The sequence below is a fragment of the Streptomyces sp. NPDC057697 genome, from assembly GCF_042799335.1.
Classification (GTDB): domain Bacteria; phylum Actinomycetota; class Actinomycetes; order Streptomycetales; family Streptomycetaceae; genus Streptomyces.
In genome coordinates this window covers 144,207-163,264 of the sequence record NZ_JBHVJA010000014.1, presented here as the reverse complement: position 1 = coordinate 163,264, position 19,058 = coordinate 144,207, and the positions used below count along the sequence as shown (strand labels likewise).

19 protein-coding genes, 1 tRNA gene and 1 riboswitch are annotated in these 19,058 nt (G+C 70.1%); of the genes, 10 read left to right on the top strand and 10 right to left on the bottom strand.

Features of this window, described 5'->3' with window-relative positions; translation table 11 throughout:
• Window positions 1-6 precede the first annotated feature (6 nt).
• Together ACFVFH_RS30040 and ACFVFH_RS30035 are read right to left on the bottom strand one after the other, a co-directional pair.
• A complete protein-coding gene (locus ACFVFH_RS30040) occupies window positions 7-837 on the bottom strand; it encodes a TetR family transcriptional regulator (RefSeq protein WP_383774320.1) in 831 nt (276 codons plus the stop codon).
• A complete protein-coding gene (locus ACFVFH_RS30035) occupies window positions 834-2,339 on the bottom strand; it encodes an MFS transporter (RefSeq protein WP_383774318.1) in 1,506 nt (501 codons plus the stop codon). Before ACFVFH_RS30035 ends, ACFVFH_RS30040 begins: the two co-directional genes overlap by 4 nt.
• Before the next feature lie 235 nt (window positions 2,340-2,574).
• On the opposite strand from ACFVFH_RS30035, the gene ACFVFH_RS30030 reads away from it, so the two are divergent.
• Entirely contained in the window at window positions 2,575-2,877 is a 303-nt protein-coding gene (locus ACFVFH_RS30030) for a hypothetical protein (protein ID WP_383774316.1), read from the top strand.
• A 342-nt stretch (window positions 2,878-3,219) separates the two neighbouring features.
• Here ACFVFH_RS30030 and ACFVFH_RS30025 read toward each other — a convergent pair whose 3' ends face one another.
• Complete coding sequence (locus tag ACFVFH_RS30025; protein WP_383774314.1) at window positions 3,220-4,608, bottom strand: DUF445 domain-containing protein; 1,389 nt, start codon at window positions 4,606-4,608, stop codon at window positions 3,220-3,222.
• 146 nt (window positions 4,609-4,754) lie between these two features.
• On the opposite strand from ACFVFH_RS30025, the gene ACFVFH_RS30020 reads away from it, so the two are divergent.
• From ACFVFH_RS30020 to ACFVFH_RS30010, 3 genes are all read left to right on the top strand, one after another.
• Window positions 4,755-6,005 (top strand): SGNH/GDSL hydrolase family protein, encoded by a 1,251-nt coding sequence (locus ACFVFH_RS30020; protein WP_383774312.1) that lies wholly within the window; start codon window positions 4,755-4,757, stop codon window positions 6,003-6,005.
• Between the two features lie 400 nt (window positions 6,006-6,405).
• Complete coding sequence (locus tag ACFVFH_RS30015) at window positions 6,406-7,284, top strand: helix-turn-helix domain-containing protein (protein ID WP_383774310.1); 879 nt, start codon at window positions 6,406-6,408, stop codon at window positions 7,282-7,284.
• Between the two features lie 3 nt (window positions 7,285-7,287).
• Window positions 7,288-7,500 carry a DUF397 domain-containing protein gene (locus ACFVFH_RS30010; protein ID WP_383774308.1) on the top strand — a complete coding sequence of 71 codons (213 nt, stop codon included), beginning with the start codon at window positions 7,288-7,290 and terminating at the stop codon, window positions 7,498-7,500.
• Between the two features lie 129 nt (window positions 7,501-7,629).
• Here ACFVFH_RS30010 and ACFVFH_RS30005 read toward each other — a convergent pair whose 3' ends face one another.
• From ACFVFH_RS30005 to ACFVFH_RS29990, 4 genes are all read right to left on the bottom strand, one after another.
• The gene (locus ACFVFH_RS30005; RefSeq protein ID WP_383774306.1) at window positions 7,630-8,334 is read right to left on the bottom strand and encodes a DUF1707 domain-containing protein; all 705 of its coding nucleotides are present in this window, start codon (window positions 8,332-8,334) and stop codon (window positions 7,630-7,632) included.
• A gap of 92 nt (window positions 8,335-8,426) precedes the next feature.
• Window positions 8,427-9,413 (bottom strand): ATP-binding cassette domain-containing protein, encoded by a 987-nt coding sequence (locus ACFVFH_RS30000; RefSeq protein WP_383774304.1) that lies wholly within the window; start codon window positions 9,411-9,413, stop codon window positions 8,427-8,429.
• A gap of 32 nt (window positions 9,414-9,445) precedes the next feature.
• Entirely contained in the window at window positions 9,446-10,306 is an 861-nt protein-coding gene (locus tag ACFVFH_RS29995) for an ABC transporter permease (protein ID WP_383774420.1), read from the bottom strand.
• A 52-nt stretch (window positions 10,307-10,358) separates the two neighbouring features.
• Window positions 10,359-11,159, bottom strand: coding sequence for an ABC transporter permease (locus tag ACFVFH_RS29990; protein WP_383774418.1), 801 nt, complete (start codon window positions 11,157-11,159; stop codon window positions 10,359-10,361).
• A gap of 215 nt (window positions 11,160-11,374) precedes the next feature.
• On the opposite strand from ACFVFH_RS29990, the gene ACFVFH_RS29985 reads away from it, so the two are divergent.
• Window positions 11,375-13,792 carry a transglycosylase domain-containing protein gene (locus tag ACFVFH_RS29985; RefSeq protein ID WP_383774302.1) on the top strand — a complete coding sequence of 806 codons (2,418 nt, stop codon included), beginning with the start codon at window positions 11,375-11,377 and terminating at the stop codon, window positions 13,790-13,792.
• Here ACFVFH_RS29985 and ACFVFH_RS29980 read toward each other — a convergent pair.
• From ACFVFH_RS29980 to ACFVFH_RS29970, 3 genes are all read right to left on the bottom strand, one after another.
• A complete protein-coding gene (locus ACFVFH_RS29980) occupies window positions 13,786-14,106 on the bottom strand; it encodes a DMT family transporter (protein ID WP_383774300.1) in 321 nt (106 codons plus the stop codon). The genes ACFVFH_RS29985 and ACFVFH_RS29980 overlap by 7 nt on opposite strands.
• Window positions 14,107-14,145: 39 nt before the next feature.
• A riboswitch (guanidine-III (ykkC-III) riboswitch) is annotated at window positions 14,146-14,205 on the bottom strand.
• 231 nt (window positions 14,206-14,436) lie between these two features.
• Window positions 14,437-14,775 (bottom strand): co-chaperone GroES, encoded by a 339-nt coding sequence (locus tag ACFVFH_RS29975; RefSeq protein ID WP_030923137.1) that lies wholly within the window; start codon window positions 14,773-14,775, stop codon window positions 14,437-14,439.
• Window positions 14,776-14,835: 60 nt separating this feature from the next.
• Complete coding sequence (locus tag ACFVFH_RS29970; RefSeq protein WP_383774298.1) at window positions 14,836-15,156, bottom strand: DUF3618 domain-containing protein; 321 nt, start codon at window positions 15,154-15,156, stop codon at window positions 14,836-14,838.
• Between the two features lie 128 nt (window positions 15,157-15,284).
• Here ACFVFH_RS29970 and bcp point away from each other — a divergent pair, with 128 nt between their 5' ends.
• The 5 genes from bcp (at window position 15,285) to ACFVFH_RS29945 (ending at window position 19,026) form a co-directional block, all read left to right on the top strand.
• Entirely contained in the window at window positions 15,285-15,752 is a 468-nt protein-coding gene (gene bcp, locus ACFVFH_RS29965; protein ID WP_383774296.1) for a thioredoxin-dependent thiol peroxidase, read from the top strand.
• Window positions 15,753-15,895: 143 nt separating this feature from the next.
• Window positions 15,896-17,392, top strand: coding sequence for a glycine betaine/L-proline transporter ProP (proP, locus tag ACFVFH_RS29960; RefSeq protein ID WP_383774294.1), 1,497 nt, complete (start codon window positions 15,896-15,898; stop codon window positions 17,390-17,392).
• A 184-nt stretch (window positions 17,393-17,576) separates the two neighbouring features.
• Window positions 17,577-18,233, top strand: coding sequence for an HNH endonuclease (locus ACFVFH_RS29955; protein ID WP_383774292.1), 657 nt, complete (start codon window positions 17,577-17,579; stop codon window positions 18,231-18,233).
• Window positions 18,230-18,964: an HNH endonuclease signature motif containing protein gene (locus ACFVFH_RS29950; protein ID WP_383774290.1), complete on the top strand. Its 735-nt coding sequence runs from the start codon at window positions 18,230-18,232 to the stop codon at window positions 18,962-18,964. Before ACFVFH_RS29955 ends, ACFVFH_RS29950 begins: the two co-directional genes overlap by 4 nt.
• Window positions 18,944-19,026 (top strand) — tRNA-Leu (locus tag ACFVFH_RS29945). The genes ACFVFH_RS29950 and ACFVFH_RS29945 overlap by 21 nt, the downstream gene beginning before the upstream one ends.
• Window positions 19,027-19,058 lie beyond the last annotated feature (32 nt).

The following is a 19,058-nucleotide window of genomic DNA, read 5'->3' as shown; positions in this document are numbered from 1 at the left end:
GGCGGGTCAGCCGTCGATCAGGGACTGCAACGCCGGTGCGTAAAGGTCCGCGATGTGTTCGGAGGTGGCCTCCGCACCGGCGCCCTCGCGGTGGAGACTGAGCGTGGCGCCGAGGCCGAGGAGGTGGCCGGCGATCAGTTCGGCGCGCAGGGCGCGTTCACGGCCGTGGAGCCGGGCGGTCAGGGCGTCCGTGACCTGTTCGTGGAAGCGGTCGCGCAGCAGGGAGCGTTCGTCGCGGTTGCCGAGAGAGAAGACGACGCGCAGCAGTGGGTCGGACTGCCGTTCGCGGCGGTGGCTCACCAGCGTCACCACGAGGTGGCGGCCCAGGGTGGCGAGCGGCGCGTCGAGGAGCTCCGCGGCGGCGGGGCCGAAGTCGGCGACCGTGTTGAAGAGTTCTTCCTTGCGGCCGAAGTGCTTGACCACCAGGGACGGGCTCACTCCCGCGTCTGCCGCAATCCCCCTGATGGTGACCTCGGCGTACGGGCGCTGCGTGAACGCCCGGCGGGCCGCGCGCAGGATCGCATCCCGGCCACTGCCCTGACCCGGATCGGCAGCGGACCGGGCCGGAGCGGAAGCGGAGGCCGGAGCCGGAGCGGAGGTCGGCGCGGAATCAGCGGCCGGGGCGGAAGGGGAAGCGGAAGCAGCGGCGGAAGCCGTTGCCGGTGTCCTCTCCGACCCGGGACCCGAACCCGAACCCGGTACCGAGCCCGAGCCTGGTACCGAACCCGAACCCGAGCCCGAACCCTGGCCCGGCGCCGAAGCCCGAGCCCGCGCCGGTGCAGCAGCCCGCGCCGAAGCCCGTACCGAAGCCGAAGCGGTGGCCTGGCCGCTGATCATGCGCCCTCCTGGATCGGGATCGTCCGCACACCGTCCTTACGGTCGCCCGGGACGTCGCGGTTCCTTTCGACCGTACCCGTCGCGGGTGTACGGCCGCCCGGCAGGAACAGCGTGACCAGCAGCGCAGCGAGCGCCGCCCCCGCCGCGACCAGGAAGACCAGCTGGTACGCGTGGAGCGTCGGGGCCGTCCGGCCGCCCACCCGGAACGTGACGTTGGCGAGGACCGCGGCCACGGTCGCACTGCAGAACGCCTGCCCGATCGAGCGCATCAGCGTGTTGAGGCCGTTGGCCGCGCCCGTCTCGCTCACCGGGACGCCGCGCATGACGAGCGCGGGGAGCGCCGAGTACGCGATGGCCGTGCCCGAGGCGACGACCGTCGCGCCGGCGATGATCAGCCAGAGGTTGTGGCTGGTGAAGTAACGCACCACGTAACCGGCCGCGATCACCCCCGCCGCCAGCGCCAGGCTGACCTTCGGGCCGTACTTCGCGGAGATCCGCGCCGAGACCGGTGAGAGGGCCACCATCATCACGCCGCCGGGCAGCAGGCAGAGACCGCTGACGACGAGCGAGGCGCCCAGCCCGTAGCCCGTCTCCTTGGGCTCCTGCACCATCTGCGCGGTGACCAGGGAGTTCGCGTAGAAGGCGAAACCGATCAGCAGGGCGGCGATGTTGGTGAACAGGACCGCGGGGCGGGCCGAGACCCGCAGGTCGACCATGGGCGAGGCGACCCGGAGCTCGTACGCGCCCCAGAACAGCGCCACAACCACGGCCGCCACCAGCAGGCCGACCGTCCGGGCCGAGGTCCAGCCCCAGTCGGCGCCCTGGGTGACGGCGAGCAGCAGGCAGACCAGGGCCCCGGACAGCCCCAGCGCGCCGAGCGCGTCGAAGCGGCCGCGGGTGCGCTGCGGCGACTCCGGTACGCACCACAGCACCAGCACGATGTCGACGACACCGATCACGCCGGAGACCCAGAACATCGTGTGCCAGTCGAAGTTCTCGACGACGAGGGCCGCGACCGGCAGTCCGACCGCCGCGCCAATGCCGAGCGTCGAGCTCATCAGCGCCACGGCGGACAGCACGCGCTCGGGCGGGAGTTCGTCGCGCAGGATGCTGATGCCCAGGGGCAGGACGGCGAGCGCCGCGCCCTGGAGCGCCCGGCCGGTGATCAGTACCCCGATGTGGGAGCTGACCGCGCACAGCACCGACCCCACCACCAGCACCATGAGCGAGGCGACCAGCACCCGGCGCTTGCCGTACATGTCACCGACCCGGCCCAGGACGGGCGTGAAGACGGCGCCGGTCAGCAGGGTGACGGTGACCAGCCAGCTCGCGGCGGCCGGACTGGCGCCGGTGAGGGCCGGGATGTGCGGGAGCAGCGGGACGACGATCGTCTGCATCACCGCGACCACGACACCGCAGAACGCCAGCACGGCGACGGCGAAACGGGGGTGGTGCGGGACCTCTTCGGCGGCGGTGGCCGGGGCGGGTATGTCCGCGGGCATGGCTCTCCGTACGGTGCTCGGCGGCGAGGGGCGTCGTGCGGGACGCGAGGGTGCTGCGCGGGCTCGCGTCCCGCACGAACGTCACCCCAGGGCCTGCCCTGGGGTGTACGCGTGTTCACCCCAGGGTAAACGCTTGTGCACCCCCTCGGCGACCGAAACCCGGAGCACCGCGTTAGCCTCGGAGTCCCGGGCCGCGGGCCCGGAACACACGGATGAGAAGGCGAAGGTGGCTGCGATGGCGAAGGTTCCGGCAGCGGCGGTGGCGGCGAGCGGGCTGGTCGGCGGGTACGCGGTGGCGCGGTGGACCAGGAAGCGGCCGCTGGGCGGGGTCGCCCTCGCCGCCGCGGGCTCCGTCGCCGCGTACGAGTGGAACCGGCAGGCCGGACCGCGCGCGGCCGCCGGGCTGACCGCGGCGTACGTCGCCGCGTTCGCCGGTTCGCACCCGCTGGCCAAGAAGCTCGGCGCCTGGCCCGCCGTCTTCACCGTGGCGGGCACCATGGCCGCCACGTCCTGGGCGGTCACCCGCCGGGCCGCCTGAAGCACGTACGGGCGTACGGGCGCGCGTCCGCGTACGGGCGTACCGGCGCGCGGGCGTACGCGTCCGCGCGCGGGCGTGCGGGCGTACGTATCCGCGTGCGGGCGTGCAGGTGCACGTGTCCGCGTACCGGCGTGCAGGCGTACGGGCGTATCCGCGTCCCCCGGCACGCGGACATACGCATCCGCATACCGGGGTACGGGCGCACGCGCGCGGGCGTACGTATCCGCGTACCGGCGCGCGGACAAGCGCATCCGCGCACGCGGACACGCGGGAGGGGCGGGGGTCCGAAAGCCCCCGCCCCTCCCGCGTCCGTACGCTCGCCCCGTCCGGGGCCAGGTGCTTCTACGCCCCCAGCGCCCACGAGACCGTATAGATCAGCAGCCCCGCCAGCGCGCCCACCACCGTGCCGTTGATCCGGATGAACTGGAGGTCGCGGCCGATGTGCGCCTCGATCTTCTTCGACGTCTGGTCCGCGTCCCAGCTCGCGACCGTCTCGCTGATCAGCGAGGTGATCTCCGTGCGGTACGTCGTGACGACATAGACCGCCGCGTCCTCCAGCCAGCCGTCCAGCTTCGCCTGAAGCCGGTCGTCGGTCGCCAGCCGCGCGCCCAGCGCCATCAGTGAGGACCGCGCCCGCAGCCGCAACTCGCTCTGCTCGTCCTCCGCCGCCGCGATGATCATCGTGCGTACGGACGCCCAGGCCGAGGCGATGACGTCCTGCACCTCGCCGCGTCCCAGGATCTCCGACTTCAGCCGCTCCACCCGGGCCCGGGTGTCCGAGTCCGTCTGGAGGTCGGCCGCGAAGTCGGTGAGGAACGTGTCGATCGAGGCGCGCGCCGGGTGACCCGGCATGTCCCGCATCTCCGTGACGAAGCGCAGCAGCTCCTTGTAGACCCGCTCCCCCACCCGCTTGTCGACGAACCGCGGCGTCCAGCCCGGGGCCCCGCCCTGCACCGCGTCCATCACCGAATCACCGTGCAGCACCAGCCAGTCGTGAGCGCGTGCGCAGATCAGGTCCACCACCTTGCGGTGCCCCCCGTCCGCGACGATCCGGTCCAGCATCTTGCCGAGACCGGGCCCGATCTCCGCCGCGTTGGCCCGTCGGGTGATCGCCTCGCCCACCACGGCCTGCACATCGGAATCCCGCAGCACCCTCAACGCACCGCGCAACGCGGTCGACAACTCGGCGGTGACCCGGTCCGCGTGCTCCGGCTCGGCCAGCCACGCGCCGACGCGGCGGCCGACGCCGAGGGCGTGGATCCGGCCCCGTACGACATCACCGGAGAGAAAATTCTCGCCGACGAAGGAACCCAGGGAGGCCCCGAGCTGGTCCTTCTTGGTGGGAATGATGGCGGTGTGCGGGATCGGCAGGCCGAGCGGACGCTTGAACAGCGCCGTGACGGCGAACCAGTCGGCCAGCGCACCCACCATCCCCGCCTCGGCGGCCGCGGCGACGAAGCCCGGCCAGCCACCCACACCCGCGCTCTTCGCCCAGGTGGCGAGCACGTACACGAGCGCGACCAGCAGAAGGAGGCCCGTGGCCGTGGTCTTCATCCGGCGCACCCCGCGCCGCTTCTCCTCGTCGGCCGCGGTGTACGCGAACGACGCCAGCGGAGCGGACCGGCCACCGGGGACGGAACGGGCCTCACCCGCCGTCAGCTCCCCGGCGCTCGGCCGCTCCTGCTTCCGCGCCCCCGGCTCCCCGGGGCCCGTCCGATCGATCCGTTCCATCCGCTCCACCCGTCCGCGTGCGTCTCGCCCCCGGTGTCCCGTACACATTGTCCCCGCCTGACCTACTCCCGGGCCGCACGTCGAGTTCCCGAGGACCTGCCCCATCATGGGATCAGTCCGATTGATCATGAGGAGACACACCGCCCATGCCCAGGCGCCAGGGGTACGCCCTGCTCATCGCCCTCGTGGCGGGCACCGCCGCGCTCGCCGCCGCCGTGGCGTTCGCCGGCTCCCTGCTGTTCGCGGGCTCCGGCACCCGGCCGCAGCCGCTCACCGCACCCGACCCGCGCTCCGTGGCCCGCACGCCCGCCGCGCCCGCGCACTCCACCGGCCTCTGGGCCGCCACCTGGACGGCCGCGCCCATCGACGGGGTGACCGACTCCGCCGACACCGGCGCCCTCAACCGGCGCACCATCCGTAACGTCGTGCACACCAGCATCGGCGGCGACGCGGCCCGCATCACCCTCTCCAACGTCTTCGGCGACCATCCGCTGGTCGTGGACCACGCCACCGTGAGCAGCCGCCCCGTGACCTTCGGGGGCTCGCGCACCGTGACCGTCCCGGCCGGCGGGCGGACCGTCAGCGACCCCGTCGCCGTCCCGGTCGCCGCCGACTCCGATCTCGTGGTCACCCTGCGCACCCCCACCGCCGAGGGCCCCGTCACCGTCCACGAGCGCAGCCACCAGACCTCGTACGTGGACACCGCGTGGGGCAGCCGGAAGACCGAGGGCTGGCGCTACCTCACCGCCGTCGACGTGCACACCGCGACCGCCGCCGGAACGATCGCCGTGATCGGCGACTCGCTCACCGCGGGCACCGGCTCCACCCTCGACACCAACAGCCGCTGGCCCGACGTGCTCGCCGACCGGCTGCGCGGCCGGTACGGGGTGGCCAACGCGGGCATCGCGGGCAACCGCCTGCTGCGCGACGGGACCGGCGTACGGGCGACCGCCCGCTTCGAGCGCGACGTACTGGACGTCGCCGGGGTGAAGACCGTCATCGTCGCGCTCGGCATCAACGACGTGCAGCGCCCCCCGCAGGAGACCGACCCGCAGCGCATCGCGGACGGCCTGCGCTCCCTGACCCAGCGCGCCCACGCCCGCGGGCTGCGGGTCGTCGGGGCGACGCTGATGCCGTACGAGGGGTACCGCAGCTGGACGCCCGCGAGCGACGGGGTACGGGAACGGGTCAACGCGCTGATCCGCGCGGGCGGGGTCTTCGACCACGTCATCGACTTCGACGCCGCGGCCCGGGACCCCTACCACCCGACCCGGCTCCGGGCCGCCTACGACAGCGGCGACCACCTCCACCTGAACGACGCGGGCTACCGGCTGCTGGGCTCGCTGGTGGACCTGACGGCGCTGGTGCGTGAGCAGCCCCGGTCAGACCAGCTCTGACGGGCGGGCAGGCCGCAGAAGCGGTGAGACCGGCACACCCGGGGCGGGGCCCAGGGCGGGGAACGCCGTCCTGAGCACCGTGCTCGGGGCGGCGTCGGCATGCGCGATCGTCGGACCCGTTCAAGCCCAGTGAGCACACACGGCAGATCCCCGGTGTCCGGCTGTATCACTGGGCCGACCGCAGAACACCCTGAACTCCGCCGTTCCGGCCGCGCAGTTGATCGCGGCGGACGAACCTCCAGCTCCGCCCACGCCACCTTGCCGCCTGGTATGCAAGACTACGTTTTTAAATATCCAATCCGTAGTACACGAACAATCGTGCGACATTGCGGGCAGGAAGCCGCGCCGACTACATTCCGGATGCAAGAGGCATCCGTATTGAAGGAAGGCGGGGCCGCCCGTGAACAGCGCGACGACTGGTTCAACGGTTCCTCGACGACAACTCGGTCGGCATCTGCGCGACCTGCGCAACGCCTCGCGCCTGACGGTGCGCGCCGCCGCCAAGCAGTTGGAGTGGTCGGAACCCAAGATCTGGCGCATCGAGACCGGCCAGGTGTCGCTTCGGAGCCTGGACGTCGAAGCGATGTGCAAGGTCTACGGGGCGGACGGCGAACTGACCAAGGGCCTGATGGGTCTGGCCAAGGAGACGAAGAACCGGGGCTGGTGGCATGCGTACGGCGATGTCATCCCCGAGGGTTTCGACCTCTACATCGGACTCGAAGAAGCCGCCGAACGTCTGTCGTGGTACTCATCCGAACTGGTTCCGGGGCTTCTCCAGACACCGGCATATTCCGAGACCTTGATCCGCAACGACAACCCCGGCGTGCCCGACGAAGAAATCGCGCGGCGCGTGGAGGTGCGCATCGCACGGCAAGCACTCCTGACCAGGGTCACGGCGGCGCCCGCGGTGGAAGTCGCTCTCAATGAGGCCGTTCTTCGCCGCCCCGTAGGGGGCACCAAAGTGATGGGCGACCAATTGCAACGCTTGGTCGAGCTGAACGAGCTGGACAACGTGGCCGTCCGCGTCGTGCCGTTCGGTGCGGGCCTGCACGCGGGCATCATGTCCGGCCCGTTCGTCAAGATGCGTTTCCCAACCACCGGCGACGGTCGGGACACTGAGCCGCCCACGGTCTATGTGGAGGGCTTCACCGGGGCTCTGTATCTCGACAAGCCCCATGAGATCGATCGCTACGACACAGCCTTCAAGGCGATCTGGGGCTCTGCCTTGAACCACGAGGAGACACAGAGCCTTCTACTCCAAGCAACAAGGGAGCTGTAGAAAGTGAAGAGTTCCGACCTGACGGGCGCGGTGTGGCGCAAGAGCAGCCGCAGCAACGGCCAGGCCGAGTGCGTCGAGGTCGCGTTCCTCGACGATGGCCGCGTGGCCATGCGTGACAGCAAGGACAACGGGAACGGCCCCGCTCTCGTCTTCACACCCGGCGAGTGGACCGCGTTCGAGGGCGGCGTAGTGGACGGCGAATTCAAGCGGCGGTAGCACGAGCACCCGCACTCAGCGGCACGAGTGCCCGGCCAGTCGTCCTGGCCGGGCGCTCTTCGGCCGCGAGATCGCGTGGGGTGAACGTCCGCCTTCCCGTGCGGCCGGGATCACCGCGCGGCCCCCGTACTAACGACCGTCCTGCTCGCCCTTCTCCAGCCGCCCCCGCCCGCGCCCGCGCTCCCGGTCCAACTCCCGCAGCCGCTCCCGCTCCGCGTCCTTCAGCCGCTGCCGCTCCGCCTTGCTCCGCTTGCGCTCCACACCGACACCGCCCATCAGGGCGAACCCGGTGATCCGCACCCGCGGGGCGTCCGGCGACGGGACCCCGTCGTCCTTCGAGCGCTCCCCGAAACCGCCCATGATGCCGATCCCCCGGACCTCCACATTCAGCTCCGGCGGAACCGTCACCTGCATGCCGCCCATGATCGCGAAACAGCGGATGACGACCTCGCGGTCCTCGAAGTTCGCCTCGCGCAGGTCGATCTCGCCGCCGCCCCACATCGCGAACGCGGTGAACTTCCGGCCCACCGTCCAGTTCCCACGGCGCCCGAAGCCGCCCCAGAACGCGAACGCGCCGCCCGACGTGGCGGGCTTGCCGATCCGGTCCGCCCAGCGCTTCTGCGAGCCGGTCCGCGCCGGAGCCGCCCCCACCGGGGCCACCGCCGCGCCCGGCGCCGGAAGGTCCCGGACCAGCGGTTCCAACTCCCCGTGCGTACGGGCCTTGTAGGTCGCGTCGAGCCGCTGCTCGAACTCGTCCATCTCCAGCCGGCCCTCGGCAACCGCCTCGCGCAGGATCTCGGCGACACGCTCGCGCTCGGCATCGGAAGCACGCATTTCCGGAAGGTCACTTGTCATACCGCGCAGCCTATTGAACGCCCCACGCCCGTCACAGCCCCACGCGCCGCGCCCCCGCGTCCCGCGAGGCCCTACATCCCGCCCGCCGACTCGTACATCTTCGCGATCACTGCCTCGATGTCCGGCTCCCGCACCGACAGGTCGACCAACGGGTACTCCGCCGCGATCCGGGCGACCAGCGGGGCGGCCGACTCCGAGGCCGGGAAGGCCAGCCACTGCCGTGGTCCCTCGACCTTCACCGTACGGACCGAGGGCGCCGACTCCAGTCGTATCGGCGGGAGTTGGCGCTCCAGATCGACCACCAGCATCCGCTCGCTCTCACCCACCTCGTGCAGGCCGGTGAGGGCACCGTCATACATCAGCCGGCCGTGGTCGATCACCATCACCCGCTTGCAGAGCTGCTCGATGTCCGTCAGGTCGTGGGTCGTGAGCAGCACCGTCGTACCGCGTTCGGCGTTCAGGTCCCGCAGGAATCCACGGACCCTGGACTTGGAGACGACGTCCAGGCCGATCGTCGGCTCGTCCAGGTACAGCACCTCGGGATCGTGCAGCAGCGCCGCCGCGATGTCGCCGCGCATCCGCTGGCCCAGCGAGAGCTGCCGCACGGGAACGTCCAACAGCTCGCCCAGATCGAGGAGTTCGACGCAGCGGTCCAGATTCTCCCGGTAGCGCGCGTCGGGAATCCGGTACATCCGGTGCATCAGACGGTACGAGTCGCGCAGCGGCAGGTCCCACCAGAGCGTGGTGCGCTGGCCGAACACCACACCGATCCGGTGCGCCAGCCTCGTACGCTCCCTCGAAGGGTCGATGCCCGCCACCCGCAGCCGGCCACCGCTCGGGGTGAGGATGCCGGTCAGCATCTTGATCGTGGTCGACTTCCCCGCGCCGTTGGGACCGATGTAGCCGACCATCTCACCGCGCGCGACACGGAAGCTGATCGAGTCGACCGCCCGTACGCTGCGGCGTTCGCCGCGCAGGAAACCGGTCTTGCGACGCACGTCGAAGACCTTCTCCACGTGGTCGAGTTCGATGAATCCGGTGGTGTTTTCCGCGTCCATGTCCAATGCCCCGCCTCGCTCGATGTTCCGGATCAGCTTCCCGTGCTGCGGTACGCCCGCAGGCCCGAGCGCCAGGCCAGGCCCGCCAGCAGCCAGCACAGCCCCGCCACGACCGGCGGCAGGAAGGCCACCCAGTCCGGCAGGTCCAGCGGGTAGTCCCGGCCCAGCACGTACAGCGCGGGCAGCCAGTTCGCGAAGGCCAGCGGCACCACGAACGTCACCCCCCGCACCAGCTCCTTCGCGAAGACCGACGGCGGGTACTGGAGCAGGGTGTTTCCGCCGTACGTGAAGGAGTTCTGCACCTGGGCGGCGTCCTGCGCGATGAACTGGAACGCTCCCCCGGCCACGAACAGCGCCCCGAAGACCCCCGCACCGCTCAGCAGCATCATCGGCACCATCGCCACCTTCAGCGGCGTCCAGGCGATGTCCAGCGTCACCAGCGCGTACCCCAGCACCAGCGCCCCCTGGACCACCCGCCCCAGCCTGCGCAGCGCGAACCGGTCCGCCGCCACCTGGGCGAGCACCGGGACGGGCCGCACCAGCAGGGTGTCCAGCGTGCCGTCGCGCACCCGCTGGCCCAGCCGGTCCATCGAGCCCAGCAGCAGGTCGGCGAGACCGAACGCGGTGCCCGACACCCCGTACAGCAGGGCGATCTCGGGCAGCGTGTAGCCGCCCAGCTCGTCCACGTGCGAGAACATCAGCAGGATCGCGACGAAGTCGAAGGCGGTCGCCGCGAAGTTCCCGAACGCCGTCATGATGAACGAGGCGCGGTACGCCATCGTCGAGCGCAGCCACATCATCACGATCAGCCCGTACGCCCGGAAGCCCTCGACGAGCCCCGGCCGTTCGGGGAACGCCACCCCGGACCGGCCCGCCGCAACGGCCCCGTCCACCGCGCCCGGCCCGTCCGCCACACCGACACCGTCCACCGCGCCGGTCGTGCTGTCAGCCACCCTGGACCACCACCCTCCTCGTCGCCACCGACTGCACCATCCGCCCCACCAGCAACAGCGCCAGTGCCCAGCCCCCCTGGAAGGCGTACGCCTCCAGCAGCTGCCACCCCGGGTACTTGCCGAGGAACACATCCGCCGGGACCTGGAGCAGCGACGACCACGGCAGCGCTCGCGCCACGTCCCCCAGCACCCCGGGGAACAGCGTCAGCGGGAGCAGCATCCCGGAGAAGAACATCGCGGCCAGCCAGGCCATCTGGGCCGTCCCCGCCCCGTCCAGCAGCCAGAACGCGGAGAGCGCCACCAGATAGCGGATCGCGAAACTGACCACGACGCCGAGCGCCACCGAGACGAGGAAGGCCACCCAGACCCCCGGCGAGGAGGGCAGCGCCAGATCGAAGGCCAGCGATCCCACCAGCATCGGCACGATGCCGCGGCCCAGCAGATGGAAGGCGGCGCGGCCCAGGTCTCCCGCGAGCCACCACAGTTGCAGATCGGCGGGCCGGTAGAGGTCGACCGCGATGTCCCCGGTGCGGATCCGCTCGATCAGCTCGTCCTCGAAGCCGCCGCCCATCATGGAACAGGTCATCAGCAGGGCCTGCCCCAGCCAGACGTAGCTGAGCGCCTGGGACAGGTCGTAGCCGCCGAGCTGCGGGCGCTCGTCCCACAACGCCACATAGGTGTACGCCAGGATGAAACCGAAGACGGTGTTGGTGAACACCCCCGCCGCCGTGGCGGTCCGATAGGTGGCGTGCCGCCGGAAGCCTCCCGCCGCCACCACCGCGTAGAGCCGCACCGTACGCACCCCCATCGCCCGGGTGCCCAACGGCTTCGGACACCAAAGCGCACGACCCTAGTCCACCGGGAACGGCCCGCGCGACCGCTTTTCGGGGGTTGATCCGGGGTTGATTCGGGGCGATCCGGGGGCGATCCGGTGCTTATTCCGCAGAAAAGGGCACTATGAGGGAACTGACCGAGGGAACTGACCGCGGCCGAGGAGTCTGCACGGACATGAGCGACGAGCCACAGCAGCCGAGCGGGGACCAGGGCCCCCGGGGCTGGACCCCCAGGGATCCGGCTGCCCACGGCCCCGCCGGCGCGTCCGGCGATCCCGGCGACGGCACCGGAGCCGGGAGCGGAAGCGGAAGCGGAAGCGGAAGCGGGAAGGCCAGGAAACCCAAGCGCCCCAAGCGCACTGGATGGCGGCGCGCCGTCCCCACCTGGCGGATGGTCCTCGGCGCCGTCCTCATCGCCGTCGTACTCCTGATCGGCGGCTTCATCGCCGGGTACGAACTCGTCGACATCCCGCCCGCCAACGCCAGCGCCACCGCGCAGTCCAACGTCTATCTGTACAAGGACGGCAGCGTCCTGGCCCGCTCCGGCGAGATCAACCGGGAGAACGTCCAGCTCGCCCAGGTACCGCTCACCGTCCAGCACGCGGTCCTCGCCGCGGAGGACCGCGACTTCTACTCCGAACGGGCCGTCGACCTCAAGGCCATGACCCGCGCCGCCTTCAACACGCTCACCGGCAAGGGCAAGCAGGGCGGCTCGACGATCACCCAGCAGTACGTCAAGAACTACTACCTCGGCCAGGAACAGACCGTCATCCGCAAGATCAAGGAGTTCTTCATCGCGGTCAAGCTCAACCGCGAGGAGACCAAGGGCCAGATCTTCGAGGGCTACCTCAACACCAGCTACTTCGGTCGCAACGCCTACGGCATCCAGGCCGCCGCCCAGGCCTACTACTCCAAGGACATCGGCCACATCACCACCGCCCAGGGCGCCTACCTCGCCTCCCTCCTCAACGCACCCAGCGCGTACGACGTCGTCGTCCACCCCGCGAACAAGCCCGCGGCCGTCGCCCGCTGGAACTACGTGCTCGACGGCATGGTCAAGGAGAAGTGGCTCGGTGCGGGCGAACGCGCCGCGATGAAGTTCCCCGTGCCCGGCAAGGTCAAGCCCTCCACCGGGCTCTCCGGGCAGCGCGGCTACCTCGTCCAGGCCGTCGACGACTACCTCACCGCCCACGACGTCATCGACGAGGACACCCTCGCCACCGGCGGCTACCGGATCACCACCACCCTGGAGAAGAAGAAGCAGGACGCCCTGGTCAAGGCCGTCGACGACAACGTCATGTCCCAGACCAGCCCCGACCGCCCGGCCGACCGCAACGTCCGCGTCGGCGGTGCCTCCATCGACCCCGGCACCGGCCGGGTCCTCGCCATGTACGGCGGCATCGACTACACGAAGCAGTACGTGAACAACGCGACCCGCCGCGACTACCAGGTCGGCTCCACCTTCAAGCCCTTCGTCTTCACCTCGGCCGTCGCCAACCGCTCCACCACCCAGGACGGCCGGCGCATCACCCCCAACACCCTCTACGACGGCACCAACAAACGCATGGTCCAGGGCCCCGGGGGATCCACCGGATACGCCCCCGCCAACGAGGACGACATCGACTACGGGCCCATCACCGTCTCCACCGCCACCGACAAGTCCGTCAACGCCGTCTACGCCCAGATGGCCGAGGACGTCGGCCCGGAGAAGGTCAAACAGACCGCCATCGGCCTCGGCATCCCGAAGAACACCCCCGACCTCACCGCCACCCCGTCCATCGCACTCGGCGTCTCCACCGCCAGCGTCCTCGACATGACCGAGGCGTACGCCACCCTCGCCAACCACGGCCGGCACAGCGCGTACGTCCTCGTCGACCGGATCAGCAAGGACGGCGAGGACCTCGACGTCCCGGACGGCAGGCGCAGCGACCAGGCGGTCAGCCGCGAGGCCGCCGACACCACGACCGCCGTCCTCCAGAGCGTCGTCGAGGGCGGCACCGCCACCGCCGCCCAGGCGGCGGGGCGCCCCGCCGCGGGCAAGACCGGCACCGCCGAGGAGGACAAGGCGGCCTGGTTCGCCGGCTACACCCCCGACCTCACCACCGTCATCGCCGTCATGGGCCAGGACCCCGAGACCGGCGTGCAGAAACCGCTGTACGGAGCACTCGGACTCGCCCGCATCAACGGCGGCGGCGCACCCGCCCAGACCTGGGCCCAGTACACCGAGGCCGCCCTGCGCTCCACCCCGGCCACCGACTTCGATCTGGAACTCGAAAGCGGCGCCGAGGAATCCGCCCCGCCCACCGACGAGCAGACCAGCCCCGAGGGCACCACCACACCCTCCGGGACCACCTCGAACACCCCGCCGCACACCCCCGGCTCCACCGCGCCGGGCGAGTCCGAGACCCCCGGCTCCAGCGAACCCGCCACCGGCGGCACGGACACCGGAACCCCCACCGAGGGCACCGCGGACAACGGCGGCGCACAGAACGGCGGCGGGGACCTCGGCGGCGCGGGCGGAGGGGAAGGCGGCAACGGGGACGGCTACGGCTTCTTCCCCGGCCCCCGCGGCACCCCGGCCGCGCCTCAGTGACCCGAGGTCGCCTTCAGCCCGACGACGGCGACCAGCAGCAGACAGACGAAGAAGATCCGGGCGGCCGTCACCGGCTCGCCCAGCACCACCATGCCCAGGATCGCCGCACCGGCCGCGCCGATACCGACCCACACGCCGTACGCCGTACCGATCGGCAGCGTCCGGGCCGCATGGGACAGCATCACCATGCTCGCCACGATCCCGAGGCCGGTGAACACGCTCGGCCACAGCCGGGTGAACCCCTCGGTGTACTTCATCCCTATCGACCAGGCCACTTCCAGCAGACCGGCGACAACAAGCAGAACCCACGCCATGACGGCACCTCCGACGAGACAGAACACGCGAACAACACGGGTGCGTCGTCTTTTCGAAGCCCGGTACGGCGCGTCTCGTCGGGGTGGTCCAACCGTAGCAAAGTACATACGAGGGGCCTGGTGACACCGGTCACCAGGCCGAACAGGGACCACGGCCGGAACGGAAACCACGGCCCGGACGAGGCCCCGGACCGGGCGCGGACCACAGATCCCGGGAGCCACAGACGTCAGGAGCCGCGGACCTCGTGGGCCACAGACGTCAGGAGCCGCGGACCTCGTGGGCCACAGACCTCATGGTCTACAGACCTCGTGGACTACAGACCTCGTGGTCTACAGATACAGCCCGGTCGAATCCACCGAGCCCTCGAACCGGTCCGCCGCCACCGCGTGCAGATCGCGTTCACGCATCAGCACGTACGCCACACCACGCACCTCGACCTCGGCACGGTCCTCGGGGTCGTACAGCACCCGGTCGCCCGGCTCCACCGTCCGCACGTTCTGGCCCACGGCGACCACCACGGCCCAGGCCAGCCGGCGGCCGACCGCGGCCGTCGCCGGAATCAGGATGCCGCCGCCGGAACGCCGCTCGCCCTCGGGCGTATCGGACCGCACCAGCACACGGTCGTGCAGCATGCGAATGGGCAGCTTGTCGTCGGTGTTCTCGCTCACGCCCCGCAACCTACCTGCCCGTCGCGCCCGCGCACCCCTCCGGGGTGCACGGACCGCGCGTCAGCCCTTGCGACGCCGCTTCGACGCCACGACCAGACCCACGACACCGACCGCGAGCAGCGCCGCCGGAATCACCCGCTCCATCCGCGGGGCGCCGTCCTCGGACACGAACTGTGCCCTCACGTCCGACACCGCCCGGTTCACCGCGACGAACGCCCGCCCGGCCGTCCGGTCCACGGCCTCGACGGCCTTGGCCTTCACCTCACCCATGATCGTATCCGGGTGCACCCGCACCCCGATCTCATCGAGCACCACCGCGAGCTGCTCGCGCCTGCTGATGATGTCCGCCTCGATCTGCGCAGGGGTCCTGGCATCCGACACTGCGCCGCCTCCGTGGTCCTCGTCCGGTAAACCTTCGTCGACAGTCTGTCAGCTCGACCGCCCGCGCACCCGGCGGCACCCCTATTACGCTCGGTCCCGTACACCCCACGCGCCACCCGAGGAGAACCATGAGCGAGCGACTCCAGCCCGGCGACACCGCCCCCGCCTTCACCCTTCCCGACGCCGACGGCAAGGAGGTCTCGCTCGCCGAGCACAAGGGCCGCAAGGTCATCGTCTACTTCTACCCGGCCGCCCTCACCCCCGGCTGCACCAAGCAGGCCTGCGACTTCACCGACAATCTGGAGCTGCTCGCCGGCGCCGGATACGACGTCATCGGCGTCTCCCCGGACAAGCCCGAGAAGCTCGCCAAGTTCCGCGAACAGGAGAACCTCAAGGTCACCCTGGTCGGCGACCCGTCCAAGGAGACCCTTGAGGCCTATGGCGCCTTCGGAGAGAAGAAGCTCTACGGCAAAACGGTGACGGGCGTCATCCGCTCCACGGTCGTCGTGGACGAGGAGGGCAAGGTCGAGCACGCCTTCTACAACGTCAAGGCCACCGGCCACGTAGCCAAGATCATCAGGGACCTCGGCATCTGACCCCGGCCCCGGCCCGTCGAGGACCGCCCCGGACGGCCGAGCCGATGTGAGGGACGTCCCAATCGGTCATCGAACCGGTTTGCAGCCGCCATGACCGCGCAGAAGCCCTTTCTGGAACATCCACCCGAGGAAAGGACCCGGCCATGGCGGCCTCCGACCCCCATCAGGCGGCCGATCCGGAAGCGGTCAAACGGCACCCGGCCCTCTTCCGCGCCATCCGGCAGCGGAAGAATCCGAAGCTGCGCCGGACGGACATCACCGTCACCGACGACCGGGCGGTCAAGCGGGCGGTGAAGGCGGCATCGCTCGGGAACGCCATGGAGTGGTTCGACTTCGGGATCTACTCCTACCTGGCCGTCACCCTGGGCCATGTCTTCTTCCCGTCCGGGAACGACACCACCCAGCTGCTCTCCTCCTTCGCCACCTTCGCCGTCGCCTTCCTCGTACGGCCCCTCGGCGGAATGTTCTTCGGCCCCATGGGTGACAAGATCGGCCGCAAGAAGGTCCTCGCCCTCACCATGATCATGATGGCGGTCGGCACCTTCGCGATCGGGGTCATCCCCTCCCACGACTCCATCGGGCTCTGGGCCCCCGTCCTGCTGATCTTCTTCCGCCTGGTCCAGGGCTTCTCCACCGGCGGCGAGTACGGCGGCGCCTCCACCTTCATCGCCGAGTACGCCCCCGACAAACGGCGCGGCTACTTCGGCAGCTTCCTCGAATTCGGCACGCTGGCCGGTTACGTCGGCGCCGCCGGACTGGTGACCGCGCTGACCGCGGTCCTGGACTCCGGCCAGATGGAGGCCTGGGGCTGGCGCGTACCGTTCCTCGTCGCGGGCCCCCTCGGCCTGGTCGGCCTCTATCTGCGGCTGCGCCTCGACGAGACCCCCGCCTTCCAGAAGCTGGAGGGCGGCACCGCGCACGCGACCGAGGCCGCCGACGGCGTCGAGACCACGGCCAAGGGCGACCTGGGCAAGATCTTCCGCCAGTACTGGCCGACGCTGATCCTCTGCATCTGCCTGGTCGGCGCGTACAACATCACCGACTACATGCTGCTGTCGTACATGCCGACCTATCTCTCCGACGAACTCGACTACAGCGAGACCCACGGTCTGCTCGTCCTGCTCGCCGTGATGGTCTTCCTGATGCTGATCATCAGCCAGGTCGGCAAGCTCTCCGACCGCTTCGGCCGCAAGCCGCTCCTGATGACCGGCATGCTCGGCTTCTTCTTCCTGTCCCTCCCCGCCTTCCTCCTCATCCGCCAGGGCAGCATCCCGGCCGTCACGACGGGCATGCTGATGCTGGGCCTCTCCCTGGTCTGCATGCTCGGCACCATGTCCGCCGCCCTCCCGGCCCTCTTCCCCACCCACGTCCGCTACGGCTCCCTCTCGGTGGGCTACAACCTCTCGGCCTCCCTCTTCGGCGGCACGACCCCGCTGGTGATCACGGCCCTGATCAGCTGGAGCGGCACCAACCTGATGCCCGCCTACTACGCGATGGCGGCGGCCCTGGTCGGCGTGATCGCGGTGGCCTGCATGAAGGAGACCGCCCAGAAGCCGCTGGCCGGTTCCCCTCCGTCGGTGGAGACGGAGGAGGAGGCGGCAGAACTGTGCGCCTCCCAGACACCGGATCCGAAGTTCTGACCTGGGGGATGGTCCCGGGCGACCAGGACGGCCGCACTCCGCACGGAATGGTCCGTGCCGCTTCAGCTGTCCCCGAAGCGGCGCGGGACGTTCCACATCTTGTCGGACATCGGACGTGACACACCGATAAATGACTCGTTGATCCGTACGAGGCCACGAACACGCGGCCGGATACGGAGGGGACGTGCCGGAAAGCCCGTACACACGAGAACGGCTCGCAGAGGCGGCCTCGTCCTCGCGAACCCTGTCCGAGGCACTGACAAAGCTCGGAGTGGACCCGAAAAGCCCGACGCGGAGCTATATCCGCGAACGCATGCGAAAGTTGGGCATAGAAACCAAGCACTTCGAACGCGAAGGCTCTCGCTGGACCAGGGAGATTCTTGAGCCTGCGGTCGCTGCCTCGAAAAGCGTGCATGAGGTACTGCGGCGCCTCGGCCTTGAGGCGGTGGGCGGACACCACACCAACATCAGTCGCCGCATCAAGACGTACGGCCTGGACACGTCACACTTCGCCCAGCCGCCGAGAACCGGGGCGAAGCGGCCCCGCCGCACACCCCGCGAACTTCTGGTGGAGGACCGTTCACCGCACGCCCGCCGCACTCCTGGTGCCCGCCTCAAGCCCGCCATGGCCGCGCTCGGCGTTGCGCAGCGGTGCGCGGTCTGCGGCACAGAACCAATGTGGCGCGACCGACCGCTACCTCTTGAGGTAGATCACATCAACGGCGACTGGCGCGACAACCGGTTGGAAAATCTGCGGCTGCTGTGCCCCAACTGCCACTCGGTGACCGACACATACCGCGGTCGCGCCAAGGGGCGTCGCGCAGAAGTCGGTGACACATGAGCCAGAGCCCCAAGTACACGCGCGAGCTGCTGATCGAGGCGGCGGAGCGGCATTCCGACATTGACGCGGTCATCGAATTCTTCGGGACACGCCCGTACGGCAAGCTCAGGAGATATCTGCTCCGGCGCTTCGCCCACTTCGACATCGACATCTCGCACTTCCGCCCACACGTCTCCGGCAGCGCTGCCACTCGTCCGTCAGCAAGCACCCTCCACAAGGCTGTGACAGGCTCTCGTTCCTTTGCCGAGCTGCTCCGCGCGCTCGATCGGCCGGACAACCAGCGGCAGCGAGCCCTGCTGCGCCAGTGGATCACCGAAGACGGCCTCACGACCACACACTTCCTGGGCCAGGCTCATCAACGCGGTCTACCGGGCACAACGCCAACGAAGCGCCCCGAAGCGATATTGGTGAAGCACGAGGGCACGCATCGTACAAGGACCACGATGCTGCGGCGGGCGCTTGCTGAGACCGGCGTACCCCAGAGGTGCGCGGAGTGTGGAACCGGTCCGCGCTGGCAGGAAAAGCCCCTGACCCTGGAGATCGACCACATCAACGGCGACTGGAGCGACGACCGCGCCGAGAACTTGCGGCTGCTGTGCCCCAACTGCCACGCCATCACAGACACCTGGTGCCGAGGGGGCGCCGCCGAAGCCTCCGTTGACAAACCCTCTCCCCTACTCGGCGCCTTGCCCGATACGATGATGCAGCAGGCGGCCGTGTCGGAACGGTAGACGATCGGCGCTTAGAACGCCGTGGGAGAAATCCCGTGTGGGTTCGAATCCCACCGGCCGCACATGGCAATGGGCCGCCCCACAAGGCGGCCCA